Below are 13,040 nucleotides of genomic sequence, written 5' to 3'. Positions count from 1 at the left end.
TCAGGCGACGAAGTCGTCCCAGTTGTCGGCGAGGTAGTCGATGAAGGCGGGACCAAGGTCCTCCTGCTCGAGGCGCTCGCGGGGGAACGGCTGCGGCTCGCTGACGAACGAGGCCGACTCCGCCGCGCGGCGCGGGAAGTCGTGGTGGATGATCGCGGCTGTGCCCACGGTGACGAAGTCGGCACCGCGCTCGAGGCACCAGTCGGCGTCCTGCGCCGAGAGGATCTTGCCCGCGACGCCGAGACGGGTGCCGTGGCGGGGGAGGTCGACGAACTGGTCGATGAGCAGGCCGCTGGCGGCGGGCTCGCGGGGCTCCTTCGTGACGTCCCACAGCGACAGGTCGAGGTAGTCGACGTCGCCGGACGCCATCAGCTGCTCGACGAGCGTCGTGGCGTCGTCGATCGAGATGCCGTAGCCCTCGGGCGACACGCGCACTCCCACCTGGAAGTCCGGTCCGGTCGCCGCACGGATCCCGCTCAGGACCTCGCGCAGCGGCCGGCTGCGCTCCTCGAGGGAGCCGCCGTACCCGTCCGTGCGATGGTTCTTGCGGGCGTCGAGGAACTGGCACAGCACGTAGCCATGGGCGCCGTGCACCTCGACGCCGTCGAAGCCCACCTGCTCCGCACGGACGGCGGCCGCGACGAAGTCGTCGATCACGCGCTGGACGTCGGCGGTGGAGAGCGCCTCGACACCCCGCTCAGGGTCGGCCCACGGCGCCACGGCGGGCGTGCCGGTGAGGCGGGAGTCGGCGCGCATGCCGCCGTGGTGCAGCTGGATCGAGGAGACCGCGCCGAGCTCGCGGATCCCGCCGGCGAGACGGCGCAGGCCGGGCTCGTGGCGGTCGTCGCTGATGCCGAGCTGGCCGTCCCACGCCTGCCCCTCGGGGGAGACGTAGGCCGCGCAGGTCATCACGAGGCCGAACCCGCCGCGGGCGCGGGCGACCAACCACGCGTACTCGTCGTCGGACAGCACACCGTCGCTGTGGCTCTGCTTGTTCGTCAGGGGCGCCAGGGTCCAGCGGTTGGGCCACCGGGGTCCGTGGGCGAGGGTCAGGGGCGCAGCGGCGGGGGAGTTCGGCACGCCCTCCAGCCTACGAACCGGCTCCCAGTCCAGAACGCTGGGAGCGACTCGCGATGATGGTGGGCATGACCGTCTGGCTGCCCGAGGGCGACTTCCTGACCGACCGCCACCTGGCGACGCTGTCGACGATGGGCCCGCAGGGTCAGATCCACGTCGTCGCGGTCGGGTTCACGGTCTTCGAGGGGCTCGTGCGGATCACGACGATGGACGGCAGCCAGAAGGTGCGCAACGTCGAGCGCGACCCGCGGGCCACCGTCGCCCAGGTCGCGGGGCCGCAGTGGCTCAGCATCGCCGGAACGGCGCGGATCCTGCGCGACCGCGACTCGATCACCCTCGCGGAGAACCTGTACGCCCAGCGCTACCGGCAGCCCCGCGAGAACCCGCAGCGGGTCGTCATTGAGATCACGCCCGAGAAGGTCATGTGCTCGCCCAGCCTGCGGGACGAGCCGCCCGTCCGCGACTGACGGTCCGCGTCCTCCGCTAGCGTGCCCGGATGCGCATCGTTGCCGTCGCCCTGTGCCTGCTCCTGCTGGCGGGGTGCTCGGAAGGGCCCGAACCGGCCCCGAAGGACGCCCAGGCATGGTCCGAAGAGTACCGGCCCCGGCTCGAGGCCGCAGTCGGGGAGTTCGTCGTGTCGGGGAACTGGTTCACCGAACCCTCCGACGAAGAGGTCGTCGCCGAGGAGATCCACGACGAGGACGGCGACATGAGCTTCGAGCTCGACGAGCCGACCATCGTGTCCGCTTTCGAGGTGGCGTGTTACGGCGGCGAGGAGCTCGACTTCGGCTACACGCTCCACAACGTCGCCGGCAACCAGGCCCGCGGAGCCGGCGCGGAGATCACGTGCGACCAGCGCGGGCACCGCGTGGAGGTGGGTCGAGCCGGCTTCGGTTCCGAGCCCGTCGCGCGCGTGGTCCTCGACGCCAAGGCCGCCGACGAGACCGCCGTCATCGTCGTGGGCGTGGGGGCGTCGCGCTGAAGCCCTGATCCGCGCGGTCAAGACGACCGTTACCGTTCGGGACGTGGAGGCGCTGCTGCTGGGGACGGGCTCGGCCGACGGCTGGCCGACGCCGTTCTGCCGGTGCGACTCCTGCGTCGCGATGCTGCGAGAGGGAATCCTCCGCACACCTACCAGCGTGCTGGTCGACCGGCGGATCTGGATCGACCCCGGTCCGGAGGCGCCGCGTCAGGCGCTGCGGGCGGGCGCCGACCTGGTCGACGTGGACACCGTGCTGATCTCGCACGCGCACACCGACCATCTCGACCCGGCGTTCCTGCTGCACCGCAGCTGGGTGAGTGACCAGCCGCTGACGGTCTACGGACCGGCGCCGGCGATCGAGCTGTGCCGGGACTGGCTCGCGCCTGACCAGACGTCGGTGCGTCTCGTCGAGGTGACGGCGGGGAACGCGTTCGAAGCCGGTCGGCACCGGGTCCGCGTGGTGCGCGCTGCTCACGAGGCCCTGGGTGAGGCGGTGCTCTACCGCCTCGACGCGGCCGACGGGTCGCTCCTCTACGCCTGCGACACCGGGCCGTGGGCCGACGGCGCCCTGGCGCAGATCGGCGCCGAGCGCCTCGACCTCGTGCTGATGGAGCAGACCTTCGGCGAGCGGACCGACCTCGCGGGGGAGCGGCACCACGGCCTGCGGACGTTCGAGGAGGCGGTCGTGGCCCTGCGCGCGACCGGTGCCGTGGACGACCGCACCCGCGTGGTCGCCGTGCACCTGAGTCACCACAACCCGCCCGACGTGGAGGCGCGGCTGGCGATGCTGGGCTTCGAGACCGGGCGCGACGGTCAGGTCATCGAGGTCTGAGCCGAGGAAACCCCCGGGCATGGAGAAAGCCCCCGCCGAAGCGGGGGCTTTCTCGGAGTTCTCGTGTTGTTGAGAAAACTCAGATCGCGCGGATCTTGGCGGCCTGCAGGCCCTTCTGGCCCTGCGTCACCTCGAACTCGACCTTCTGGTTGTCCTCGAGCGAACGGTAGCCGTTGCCCTGGATCTCGCTGAAGTGAGCGAACAGGTCCTCGCCGCCGTCGTCGGGCGCGATGAAGCCGAAGCCCTTTTCAGAGTTGAACCACTTCACAGTTCCGGTAGCCATGTTGTCTCCTTGGGAGGTAATGCGCACTCGTGAATCGCGTGCGACTAACTAGATGTCACGCGTCACTTCGAACCAAAGAGAAAACCGAACAGCCTCAAACGAGGCTCGACCATTCAATCTGCCGAGTCATGCCATGCAACAACAATCTTCACTGTAGTGCACGTGGCCTGAAAGCGCGAACTCAGTGTCCGGGTCGCAACCTCACCTTGCGCGTCTGGTTGGTCTCGTCGACCTCGACGGCGTTGTTGCGCGACTTGAGGAAGTCGGTGAACGTCTTGTATCCCAGGTCCTTCTCGTTGAAGGAGGAGTCCATGCGCTTCATCTGGCTCTTCACCGTGCCGGAGTGGATCCACTCGTCGTCGGAGTCCTTCTCGCCGAGCAGGCGCAAGGCGCGCAGCAGCAGGCGGGTGGCCTGACGGGCCATCGCGTACTCGTCGTTCTCCTCCTCGGGGTCGCCGCCGGCAGGCACGAAGATCGGCTTGAGCGCCACCTCGGCGGGCGGGCTGCTGACGGGCTCGGCCGCCGGCTCGGCCTCGTCCTTGGCGGCCGCGGGCTTGCGGCCGCCACCGCGGCGCGACGTCTTCTTGGCCAGGGGAGGAGTGGCCTCCTCGAGGTCCTGCTCGTCACCGGTCTGGGTGAGGCCGGGGAGGTTGTCGTACGTCAGCAGCTCGTCACAGGCCGCGGCGAGCGAGCGGCTCGTGGCGCCGGCGACGCCCACGGCCACGACGTAGCGGCCCATGCGCTTGAGGCGCTGCGCCAGCGGGATGTAGTCGGAGTCGCCCGCGGCCAGGACGACGGTGCCGACGTGCGGCATGCCGGCCATGTCCTCGAGCGCGTCGACGGCCAGGCGGATGTCGGCGCCGTTCTTGGAGCCGGAGGCGGGGAACAGCTGGATGAGGTCGATGGCGCGGTCAACGAGCTGCTTCTTGTAGCGCGTGTTGACGGGCATCGACCAGTCGGCGTAGGCGCGGGTCAGCGCGAGGCGTCCGAAGGAGGAGGCGTAGTCGAGGATGGCGTGCACGTCGACCTCGGCCTGCCGGAGCTTGGCCTCGTCGAAGCCCGCGTCACGGTTCTTCCAGAACGCCTGCTTGCCGTGGACCTGGTCGTAGCGCGAGATGACGATGTTGTCGAAGTCCAGGTAGACGGCGACGGCGGAGTCGCTCGGGTTGGTCATGGGTCCAGTCTGCCCGTCGCGGCCGACTCACTCGCGGTCCGGTGCGTGTTCGGGCAGGAACCGCGCGGCGATCGAGACTCCCGCGACCGTGACGAGGGCCCCGAGGATGAGGGCGGCGGGCAGGCCGCCGTCGAGCTCGCCGGTCTGGGTGCCGATCGTGGCCGCCGCGACCGGCACGCCCACCTGTCCGGCCGTCAGGATCGCCACGGGCACCGGCACGCCGGTCAGCCGTGCGGCGAGGTGCGCCACGATCGCGCCGGCACCCAGGCACGCGCCGAGCAGGATCAGCCGCGGCTCGTCGGCGACGGCGGCCACGTCGAGGGACGCGCCGAGCCAGACGAAGAACACCGGGCCCAGGAAGCCGTCGGCGAGGGCGAACAGCTGACGGGCGAGCCGGCGGGGCGGCCCGACCGCGGCGATCGCCAGCCCGCAGACGAAGCCCGCCAACATGACGGTCACGTGGGTGGCGACCGCCAGTGCGGCGACCACGGTCAGGACGATGAGGCTGATCCGCAGCTCGAGGGCGAAGCGGCGCTCGCGGCTCTCCTCGTGGACGGCCTCCCAGATGCCGCGGGCCTCGAGCGCTCGCAACACGAAGAAGAGGGTGACGCCCGCCGCGGTCACGGCCAGCGTGCCGAGCGCTGCCTCACCGGCGCGCGCCGGAGCGACGACCAGGGGCAGCGCGACGATGCATGCCACGTCCGCGACGGCGATCTGGGCGAGCAGTCGGGCCAGCGGGGCTCCCTCGAGGCCCTGCTCCTCGACGACGGGCATCGCAAGGCTCGCCGACGACGAGGCCATGAGGAGACCGAAGAGTGCAGCGTGCGGGGAGTCGAAGGCCCACGCGAGCGCCGCGCCGAGGCACGCCGCGGTTACGCCGACGAGGACGGCCCGTCCGAGCCCGGCCGCGAGCGCGGACTTGAGCCCGCGCTCCGGGATGGGCACGCGCGTGCCGACCACGAACATCGTCAGGGCGAAGCCCAGCTCGGCCAGGAACCGGAACGTCTCGTCGTCCGCGTCCAGCCAGCCCGCGCCGCTGGCACCCACCCCGAGTCCGCCGAGCAGCTCGCCCACGACCACCGGCACCCGCCACCGCGCCGGCACCGCCAGCAACGGCCCGATCAGGCCGATCAGGCAGACCAGCGCGAGGGTCTCGAAGGTCATGCTCGATTGTGCGCCGGTCGGAGGGGGAATGCCCTGTGACGGCTGGGTTCCAATGTGGTCGATCGGCGGCGGAGGCCCGCGGTGTTCCATTACCTTCGTCCCCAACCGTCACAGCGCTCCCACCTCGGGGCCGAGGGCGGCGAGGCCCACGGGAGGCGCCATGAGACTGCACAGCTGGTTCGGGACCGTCAGGTCCGAGCGCGGTGCGAGCGCCACGGAGTACGGCCTGCTGATCGCCGGCGTCGCCGTCATGCTGGTCGGCATCATCGTGTTCTTCGGCGATTCCCTGGCTGCGAACCTGCAGGGTTTCGGCGCGATTTTCTGAGTCGTCTGCCCGAAATTCGTCGCTTCGGAACCCAAACCACACGAGTAACACCCGTATCGGTAGTCCCAACGGACTATTTTCTCCGCTTAGGTGTGTTGTTTTCTCAGAAACCGCATCCAGTGCACTAGGGCCCCATTAGTTTCCTCCGTAGGGGACTTCGCAGTGTGCGAGTTCACCACGACACACAGAGGAGAAAACCATGCTGCAGACCTTCAACTTCCTGGCCGCCATCCTGGGCAAGCGCGACGAGAAGGGCGCGACCGCCACGGAGTACGCGCTCATCATCGCCGGCATCGCCGTCGCGATCGTCGGCGCGATCGCCGTCTTCGGTGGCGAGCTCACCGGCTTCTGGAACGGCCTCGGCGGCCAGCTCGGCCTCTGATCCGAGCCGGTTCGCACGAACCGACCAGGGTGTGCCGCGTCGCGACTCGCGGCGCGGCACACCCGTCCCGGGGCACCGTCGCCCCACCACATGACGTCCTTTGAGGGAGGGAGACGTGATGCAGCACTTCACGACCTGGACACGACGTTCGCGCCGAGGGCGCGAGCGCGGTGTCGCTGCCGTGGAGTTCGCGCTCGTCGTCCCGATCCTGATGACCATCATCATCGGCATCGTCGAGTTCGGCATGGCGTTCAACTACCGCACGCAGCTGAACAACGCCACGCAGATCGCCGCGCGCAACTACTCGATCGATCGTGACTGGAACGCGGCGCGCGCCAACGTCACCGGCCTGGCACCCACGGCCGCGGTCACGCGATCACTCGACTGCAACGCCTCCAACAGCGGCAAGGCCGTGACCGTGACGGCCACCGTCGTCCGATCGACCTACACCGGCCTCTTCGGCGCGAACTTCACCTACCGCGGAAAGGGGGTGGCCCAGTGCGTCTGACGCCCACGAACCGCACGAAGCGACGCTTCGGCCTTCGCAAGAAGGAGCGCGGCGCGACGATCGTCCTGGTGACGCTCTCCATGGTCGCCCTGCTCGGCATGGCCGCCGTGTCGATCGACTTCGCCGTCGCCTCCAGCGAGAAGGCCGAGGTCCAGAACGCCGCCGACCAGGCCGTCCTCGCGCTGGCCACGGACTGCTCGCTCAAGAAGCCGACCTGCCTGCCGAGCACCGCGACGTTCTACGGCCAGCAGAACGCCGGCCCCACCGCCTCGGTCCAGACGCTGAAGAACGGCGTGGTCAAGAGCCCCACCTACGAGGACGCGAAGGTCACGGTCCGGGTCTCGAAGAACGTGAACCACACCTTCGCCAAGGTCCTCGGCGACTCGTCGAGCACGGTGGCCTCCGAGGCGACGGCGACGTGGAACAGCGTGCCCCTCGTGGGCACGAAGCTCATCCCGATGGGCCTGCCGTACTGCGACTGGCTCGCGGCGCAGCCCGGTTCGGCCGCCTCGCCCGGCGCCATGCGCACCTACATCTGGGCGCGGTACAGCACGGCGGAGACGAGCTGCCCCGGCACCGGCGCCAGCACCGCGACGGTCTACTCCAAGCGCGGTTCGGCCTCCGGCTACGGCGCGGTCGGCCAGGCCATGTACTTCACGCGCTCGTTCTTCCCCGGCGTCAACACCAACTGCGACTTCAGTGCCAACCTGTGGGACGTCTACCGCAACATGCTGGACGACTGGTCCCTCATCACGGTCGACACGTGCATGGAGAGCAAGCTGGCCGGCGTGGGTCCCGGCTCGGTCGTCATGATGCCCATCTACGCGGTCGAGAAGAAGTCGATCTTCTGGGGCTCGGTCACCTACACCAGCCGCCTGGTGATCTTCGGATTCGCACCGTTCAAGGTCGACAAGTGGGTCAACTACCCCTTCCTGTACTTCGGGGTGCAGCCGAGCTTCTCGGCTCTGAGCTACACCAACAACTGCGACATGAAGTTCAACTTCGCCACCATCGGCGGCGGGTGCACCGGTGTCCGCGGGCAATTCGTCCGCTCGTCCGAGGGCGCTCTCTTCAACGGATTCACCCAGTACGGGTCGTTCTACAACAACACCGGATCGGGGCTGAGCGGCGACGCTCCCAACCTCGGCCTCACCAACGTCAAGCTCATCAAGTGACTCGCTTCCCCCACTCTCTCGAAGGACACGGTTCATGAACTCTCGCGTCATCGCCGCCATCGCCGCCGCAGTCTTGGCGATCATCGGCATCGGTGCTGTCGTCGCCTATGCGGCGAGCGCCAAGAGCCGGGCCTTCGATGGCGCTGAGCTGGTCGAGGCGTACCGCGTGGTGTCCGACCTGGACGCCAATGCCGACTCGGCGACCGTGGCCGACAACGTCGAGCTGGTGAAGCTCCCGAATGCCGCGGTCGCCAAGAACCGCGTCACGGACCTGAAGGACATCGAGGGCCTCAAGACGACCGTGCCACTGGTGGCCGGTGAGCAGCTTCTCTCGACGCGCTTCGACAAGGAGGGCGCCAAGGCGGCCTCGGGTGCGAAGCTGCCCGATGGCCTGCAGGAGATCTCGCTGTCGCTCGATGCGGCCGCGGGCGTGGGCGAGCGCATCGACGAGAACGTGCGCGTCGGGGTCATCGCCACCGTCGAGAAGGGTGAGGACAAGCGGAGCCGGATGATCGCGCAGAACGTCCTGGTCACGCACGTCAAGTCCAATGAGGACAATTCCATGGTGGTCACGCTCGGCGTGACGACCTCACAGGCCACGCAGGTGGCCGCCGCCGCACAGTTCGGGCAGGTCCGTCTGACCATCCAGAACGACAAGACCAAGCGTGATGGTGCGTCGGCCGTGGATGCGGGGAATCTTGTGAAATGAGCATCATCGTCGTCATCACCGAGGCCAGCCCCTTCGCGGGGAGGCTCCGACGCGTCGCGGACCGCCAGGTCGTGGGTCTCAAGCCCACCTTCACCGAGCACGCCCTCAACTCCATGCTGGGCACGATGCGGGCGATCGACCTGGTGATCATCTGCGAGGACGTCGATGACGACCAGTCCATGGAGCTGGCCGACATCGTGCACGACCACCAGCTGGACGTGCCCGTCGTGCTGGTCCGGGACAAGCCCGAGCCGCTGTCGACGGAGCAGCGCCAGTTCGGCGTCGTCGAGTCCGTCTCGGCGATCTCGTCCGACCTGGAGATCGAGCGGCTTCTCGCCCGCCACATCGGCTCGGCGATGCCCGGCGTCACGGACGAGCGAGCGCCCGCCGCGTCCGCTCCCGTCCCTGTCGCACCCGTCATCCGCGTGGATCCGGAGGAGCACCGCGTCGTCGTGGTGCTGTCGCCGAAGGGCGGCGTCGGCAAGACGACGATCTCGACCAACCTGGCCATCGCGCTGTCCCGCCGCGCTCCGCTGGACACGGTGGTCGTCGACTTCGACTCGCAGTTCGGCGACGTCGGCAGCGTCCTGAACATCAACGCCCAGCACACGCTCGAGGACGCCTTCACCGAGAACTCGGTGCACCCTCCGCTGGTGGTCAAGGGGCTGCTCAACGCGTTCGACGAGCAGTTGCTCGTGCTCGCGGCGTCCGAGTCGCCGGCGGCGCTGGAGAAGATCGCGCCCCAGCAGGAGAGTGACCTGCTGCGCCAGCTGTCGAAGGAGTACGCCTACGTCGTCGTCGACACGGGCTCGGGCCTGACCGACGAGACGATGGCGGCCCTCGAGGTGGCCACCGACGTGATCATGGTGACGACCATGGACGTGTCGAGCGTCAAGGCCCTGCGCCGCGCCGCCGACCTGCTCGACCGGATCGACCTGCTGCCGCGCAGCCGTCACCTGGTCGTCAACATGACCGAGTCCGGCACCGGCCTCGAGGTCGAGGACATCGCCCAGGCGATGCAGATGCCGGTCGACGTGTCGATCGCCCGATCGGTCGACATCGCGTTGTCCGTGAACACCGGCCGGCCGTTGGCGCAGGCCAAGCGCTCGGCGGAGCTGTCCGGCGCCGTCGACTCGATCGTGGCGAAGCTGCGCGGCGAGACCGCGCGCCGCAAGGGCGGACTGTTCAGGAGGGACGAATGAGCATCACCGACCGTCTGTTGGCCGCCGAGAAGGTGTCCGACACGACCAATCGACCCACGACCGTCCTGCAGCGCTCGGCGGTGTTGGACGACCTGAAGCGCCGCTCCGTCGAGTCGCTGTTCCGCCGGATCGGCTCCCGCATCAACGACGCGTCGCTCACGGACCTGCAGCTGCGTGACTTCGTGCGGGCCGAGCTCGAGGTGATCCTCCAGGAGGAGCACGTCCAGCTCGGTGCCTCCGAGCGCGCCCAGCTGACCCGCGAGATCGAGGACGACGCGCTCGGCCTCGGCCCGATCCAGCGACTCCTCGACGACGACGACGTCAGCGAGATCATGGTCAACCACCCCTCGCAGATCTTCGTCGAGCGCAAGGGCAAGCTGACCCTGGCCGACGAGTCGTTCAGCTCCGAGGACCAGCTGCGCCGCGTCATCGAGCGCATCGTCGGCAAGGTCGGTCGCCGCATCGACGAGTCGTCGCCGCTCGTGGACGCCCGCCTCACCGACGGGTCCCGTGTCAACGCGGTCATCCCGCCGCTGGCGGTGCGCGGTTCCTCGCTGACGATCCGTAAGTTCGCCAAGAAGGCGCTCAGCATCCAGGACCTCATCAACTACGGGTCGATGAGCCCCGACCTGGCCGAGCTGCTGGAGCTCTGCGTGCGCGGGCGGCTCAACATCCTGGTGTCGGGTGGTACCGGCACCGGCAAGACCACGCTGCTGAACGTGCTCTCGTCGTTCATCCCCGAGGACGAGCGCATCGTCACCATCGAGGACGCGATCGAGCTCAAGCTCCAGCAGGCGCACGTCGTCCAGCTGGAGGCACGGCCGGCCAACATCGAGGGCCGTGGCGAGGTCACCATCCGCGACCTCGTCAAGAACTCGCTGCGCATGCGCCCCGATCGCGTCGTGATCGGCGAGTGCCGTTCGGGCGAGGCGCTCGACATGCTGCAGGCGATGAACACGGGCCACGACGGCTCGATCTCGACCCTGCACGCCAACTCGCCGCGCGACTGCATCGCCCGTCTGGAGACGCTGGTGCTGATGGCCGGCATGGACCTGCCGCTGCGCGCGATCCGCGAGCAGATCGGGTCCGCCGTCGACATGATCGTGCAGATCTCGCGCCTGCGTGACGGCTCACGCCGCATCACCTACGTGACGGAGCTGATCGGCATCGAGGACGACCAGCCGGTGCTGCGCGACCTCTACCGCTTCGACTTCGGTGCCGGCTACGACGAGGACGGCCACCCTCGCGGCTCGGTCCAGGCCGTCGGCGACGGCGTCCACCTGATCGAGATGCTCGACGAGCGCGGGATCAAGATCCCGCCGCACCTGCTCACCGCCCGCAAGGAGACCGCCTCGTGATCAGCCTGCTGTCGATCGGCGTCGTGTCGATCCTGATCTCGGTGGCGGCGTTCGGCTACGTCATGCTGCAGCCCGAGCTGGCCAACCTGCGCTCGGAGCAGATGAGGGCCGAGCAGGCCGGCGACGGCGCGCGCATGAAGGCTTCGACCCCGGTCTACGACGTCATCGAGAGGGTCCTCAAGACCTTCGGTCTCAAGCCGTTCTCCGAGGAGGAGCTGGCCCTCGCCGGACTCAAGTCGAGCGTCACCTCGGTGGTGGCGACGACCCTGCTCATCGCGTTCATCGCGTTCGCCGCGGGCCTGGCCCTGACCGGCTCGTTCTTCTTCGCCTTCATCCTGCTGCTCGCAGCACCGTTCCTGGTCAAGATGTACGTCGGCGTCAAGACGTCGCGTCGCCGCGAGAAGTTCGGTCTCCAGATGGCCGAGACGATGACGCAGTTCAGCTCGGCGTTGAAGTCGGGCATGAATGTGCCGAACGCGTTGGGCAGCGTCGCGGCCGAGATGGACGAGCCGATGGGCGAGGAGCTCGCCCGGATCGTCAACGAGACGCGGCTGGGTCGTGACCTGATCGACGGCATGAAGGACACCGCCGAGCGAATGGAGAGCGCGGACTTCCTGTGGGTGACGGAGGCGGTGGCGATCCAGCGTGAGTCCGGTGGCCGCCTGAGCGAGATCCTCGATCGCGTCACCGAGACGATCTCGCAGCGGAACGAGCTGCGTCAGAAGGTGGAGTCCCTGGCCGCGGAGGGCAAGGCCTCCGCCGTGATCCTGATGGGTCTGCCGGTCGGCGTCGGCCTGATGTTCCTGCTGATCAACCGCGAGTACATGATGCCGCTGTTCAACACCGGCGCCGGAAAGATCCTCATGGTCATCTCCCTGGTGTTCTACACCTTGGGCGGACTGTGGCTCCGGTCGATCACGAAGGTGAAACTGTAATGCTCCTCATCGGAATCATCGCGATCTTCGGCGCGCTCGGCCTGATGTTCAAGGCCCTCGGCATCTTCGGCAAGCAGGAGTCGGCCGCGGCCGCGCGCCTGCGTGAGCTGACCGAGTCCGAGGTCGTCGTGGCGGGGTCCGCCAAGAACCTCCACGCGAGTGCGAGCCGCGGGCTCGGCTACCGGCTCACGCCGAGCGGCATCGTGGCCAAGGCCGAGCGCAACTACATGCTCGCGGGACGTCCGGAGGGCTCGAGCGTCGCCAAGATCCTGATGCAGAAGGTCATCATCGGTGCGATCGGCCTGGGGCTGGGCATCATGATCTACTCCAGCAAGGGTGGCCTGCTCGGCGTCATGATGCTGTTCGGCGCCCCTCTGATGGGCTACTTCGGACCGGACATCATCCTGAACGGCAAGGCCGTGCGGCGCCAGGAGGAGATCCAGTACGCGCTGCCGGACCTGCTGGACCAGATCACGATCTCGATCGAGTCCGGCACCAGCTTCGAGAATGCGTTGGCGCGAACGGGACAGACAGGTTCGGGGCCGCTCTCGGAAGAGATCGTCCGCACCGTCCAGGACATCAGCCTGGGACTGCCGCGTCGCGAGGCCTACGAGTCGCTGATGGAGCGCACGGACGTCGAGGAGCTGCGCAAGTTCGTCCGCTCGATCCTGCAGGGCGAGGAGTTCGGCGTGCCGGTCTCCGACATCGTCCGCGACCAGGCCAACGCGATGCGGGTCGGGCGACGCCTTCGCGCTGAAGGAGTCGCCAACCAGATCCCGGTCAAGATGCTGCTGCCGCTCATGGGCACGATCCTGCCGGTCTTGTTCATCATCGTCATCGGTCCGGCGGTCATCGCCGCGATCGCGCAGTTCAAGGGTGCGTGACCCCGCCGCCGGGCTGCTCCGGCGTCGGTATTCGAAATCGAGGGAGTTTC

General features: G+C 68.5%; 16 protein-coding genes. 12 read left to right on the top strand and 4 right to left on the bottom strand.

Translation table 11 applies throughout. The annotated features are described in order from the left end of the window. Positions 1–1,080: an NADH:flavin oxidoreductase gene (locus tag AFL01nite_RS08400; protein ID WP_146827223.1), complete on the bottom strand. Its 1,080-nt coding sequence runs from the start codon at positions 1,078–1,080 to the stop codon at positions 1–3. Positions 1,081–1,145: 65 nt separating this feature from the next. Between AFL01nite_RS08400 and AFL01nite_RS08395 the strand changes: the two genes are divergently transcribed. From AFL01nite_RS08395 to AFL01nite_RS08385, 3 genes are read left to right on the top strand one after another with little or no spacing between them, the layout of a single operon-like run. Beyond that, positions 1,146–1,544, top strand: a complete 399-nt coding sequence (locus AFL01nite_RS08395; RefSeq protein ID WP_246119646.1) for a pyridoxamine 5'-phosphate oxidase family protein — start codon at positions 1,146–1,148, stop codon at positions 1,542–1,544. Positions 1,545–1,573: 29 nt separating this feature from the next. After that, positions 1,574–2,059, top strand: a complete 486-nt coding sequence (locus AFL01nite_RS08390) for a hypothetical protein (RefSeq protein WP_146827221.1) — start codon at positions 1,574–1,576, stop codon at positions 2,057–2,059. Between the two features lie 43 nt (positions 2,060–2,102). Next, positions 2,103–2,891 (top strand): MBL fold metallo-hydrolase, encoded by a 789-nt coding sequence (locus AFL01nite_RS08385; RefSeq protein ID WP_146827220.1) that lies wholly within the window; start codon positions 2,103–2,105, stop codon positions 2,889–2,891. A gap of 79 nt (positions 2,892–2,970) precedes the next feature. Here the strand turns inward: AFL01nite_RS08385 and AFL01nite_RS08380 are convergent, their stop codons facing one another. The 3 genes from AFL01nite_RS08380 to AFL01nite_RS08370 all read right to left on the bottom strand — a co-directional run bounded on the left by AFL01nite_RS08380 (position 2,971) and on the right by AFL01nite_RS08370 (position 5,512). Continuing rightward, entirely contained in the window at positions 2,971–3,174 is a 204-nt protein-coding gene (locus tag AFL01nite_RS08380) for a cold-shock protein (protein ID WP_146827219.1), read from the bottom strand. Positions 3,175–3,355: 181 nt separating this feature from the next. Then, positions 3,356–4,348 carry an NYN domain-containing protein gene (locus tag AFL01nite_RS08375; RefSeq protein ID WP_146827218.1) on the bottom strand — a complete coding sequence of 331 codons (993 nt, stop codon included), beginning with the start codon at positions 4,346–4,348 and terminating at the stop codon, positions 3,356–3,358. Between the two features lie 27 nt (positions 4,349–4,375). Beyond that, positions 4,376–5,512: a cation:proton antiporter gene (locus AFL01nite_RS08370; protein WP_146827217.1), complete on the bottom strand. Its 1,137-nt coding sequence runs from the start codon at positions 5,510–5,512 to the stop codon at positions 4,376–4,378. A 160-nt stretch (positions 5,513–5,672) separates the two neighbouring features. On the opposite strand from AFL01nite_RS08370, the gene AFL01nite_RS08365 reads away from it, so the two are divergent. From AFL01nite_RS08365 to AFL01nite_RS08325, 9 genes are all read left to right on the top strand, one after another. Beyond that, positions 5,673–5,837: a Flp family type IVb pilin gene (locus AFL01nite_RS08365; protein WP_146827216.1), complete on the top strand. Its 165-nt coding sequence runs from the start codon at positions 5,673–5,675 to the stop codon at positions 5,835–5,837. A 199-nt stretch (positions 5,838–6,036) separates the two neighbouring features. After that, positions 6,037–6,219 carry a Flp family type IVb pilin gene (locus tag AFL01nite_RS08360; protein WP_146827215.1) on the top strand — a complete coding sequence of 61 codons (183 nt, stop codon included), beginning with the start codon at positions 6,037–6,039 and terminating at the stop codon, positions 6,217–6,219. 118 nt (positions 6,220–6,337) lie between these two features. Continuing rightward, complete coding sequence (locus AFL01nite_RS08355; protein ID WP_246119649.1) at positions 6,338–6,727, top strand: TadE family protein; 390 nt, start codon at positions 6,338–6,340, stop codon at positions 6,725–6,727. Further along, on the top strand, positions 6,718–7,902 hold the full coding sequence (locus tag AFL01nite_RS08350) for a TadE/TadG family type IV pilus assembly protein (RefSeq protein WP_146827213.1): 1,185 nt from the start codon (positions 6,718–6,720) through the stop codon (positions 7,900–7,902). Before AFL01nite_RS08355 ends, AFL01nite_RS08350 begins: the two co-directional genes overlap by 10 nt. Before the next feature lie 34 nt (positions 7,903–7,936). Continuing rightward, positions 7,937–8,611: an RcpC/CpaB family pilus assembly protein gene (locus AFL01nite_RS08345; protein WP_146827212.1), complete on the top strand. Its 675-nt coding sequence runs from the start codon at positions 7,937–7,939 to the stop codon at positions 8,609–8,611. After that, on the top strand, positions 8,608–9,813 hold the full coding sequence (locus tag AFL01nite_RS08340; protein ID WP_146827211.1) for a CpaE/TadZ family protein: 1,206 nt from the start codon (positions 8,608–8,610) through the stop codon (positions 9,811–9,813). Before AFL01nite_RS08345 ends, AFL01nite_RS08340 begins: the two co-directional genes overlap by 4 nt. Further along, positions 9,810–11,171, top strand: coding sequence for a TadA family conjugal transfer-associated ATPase (locus AFL01nite_RS08335; RefSeq protein WP_146827210.1), 1,362 nt, complete (start codon positions 9,810–9,812; stop codon positions 11,169–11,171). Before AFL01nite_RS08340 ends, AFL01nite_RS08335 begins: the two co-directional genes overlap by 4 nt. Beyond that, the gene (locus AFL01nite_RS08330) at positions 11,168–12,106 is read left to right on the top strand and encodes a type II secretion system F family protein (RefSeq protein WP_146827209.1); all 939 of its coding nucleotides are present in this window, start codon (positions 11,168–11,170) and stop codon (positions 12,104–12,106) included. The genes AFL01nite_RS08335 and AFL01nite_RS08330 overlap by 4 nt, the downstream gene beginning before the upstream one ends. Beyond that, a complete protein-coding gene (locus AFL01nite_RS08325) occupies positions 12,106–12,990 on the top strand; it encodes a type II secretion system F family protein (protein ID WP_146827208.1) in 885 nt (294 codons plus the stop codon). The genes AFL01nite_RS08330 and AFL01nite_RS08325 overlap by 1 nt, the downstream gene beginning before the upstream one ends. Positions 12,991–13,040 lie beyond the last annotated feature (50 nt).

The sequence above is a fragment of the Aeromicrobium flavum genome (genome assembly GCF_007992115.1).
In the GTDB taxonomy this organism is placed as follows: Bacteria; Actinomycetota; Actinomycetes; order Propionibacteriales; family Nocardioidaceae; genus Aeromicrobium; species Aeromicrobium flavum.
The sequence above is the reverse complement of the archived record's forward strand: the minus strand, read 5'-3'. Positions and strand labels throughout refer to the sequence as shown.

Bases quoted from the DNA above. Each gene is read 5' to 3' on its own strand.
- AFL01nite_RS08375 (WP_146827218.1), bottom strand. From the start codon at position 4,348: ATGACCAACCCGAGCGACTCCGCCGTCGCCGTCTACCTGGACTTCGAC.
- AFL01nite_RS08360 (WP_146827215.1), top strand. From the start codon at position 6,037: ATGCTGCAGACCTTCAACTTCCTGGCCGCCATCCTGGGCAAGCGCGAC.
- AFL01nite_RS08335 (WP_146827210.1), top strand. From the start codon at position 9,810: ATGAGCATCACCGACCGTCTGTTGGCCGCCGAGAAGGTGTCCGACACG.
- AFL01nite_RS08355 (WP_246119649.1), top strand. From the start codon at position 6,338: ATGCAGCACTTCACGACCTGGACACGACGTTCGCGCCGAGGGCGCGAG.
- AFL01nite_RS08365 (WP_146827216.1), top strand. From the start codon at position 5,673: ATGAGACTGCACAGCTGGTTCGGGACCGTCAGGTCCGAGCGCGGTGCG.
- AFL01nite_RS08395 (WP_246119646.1), top strand. From the start codon at position 1,146: ATGACCGTCTGGCTGCCCGAGGGCGACTTCCTGACCGACCGCCACCTG.
- AFL01nite_RS08340 (WP_146827211.1), top strand. From the start codon at position 8,608: ATGAGCATCATCGTCGTCATCACCGAGGCCAGCCCCTTCGCGGGGAGG.
- AFL01nite_RS08345 (WP_146827212.1), top strand. From the start codon at position 7,937: ATGAACTCTCGCGTCATCGCCGCCATCGCCGCCGCAGTCTTGGCGATC.
- AFL01nite_RS08380 (WP_146827219.1), bottom strand. From the start codon at position 3,174: ATGGCTACCGGAACTGTGAAGTGGTTCAACTCTGAAAAGGGCTTCGGC.
- AFL01nite_RS08390 (WP_146827221.1), top strand. From the start codon at position 1,574: ATGCGCATCGTTGCCGTCGCCCTGTGCCTGCTCCTGCTGGCGGGGTGC.
- AFL01nite_RS08325 (WP_146827208.1), top strand. From the start codon at position 12,106: ATGCTCCTCATCGGAATCATCGCGATCTTCGGCGCGCTCGGCCTGATG.
- AFL01nite_RS08370 (WP_146827217.1), bottom strand. From the start codon at position 5,512: ATGACCTTCGAGACCCTCGCGCTGGTCTGCCTGATCGGCCTGATCGGG.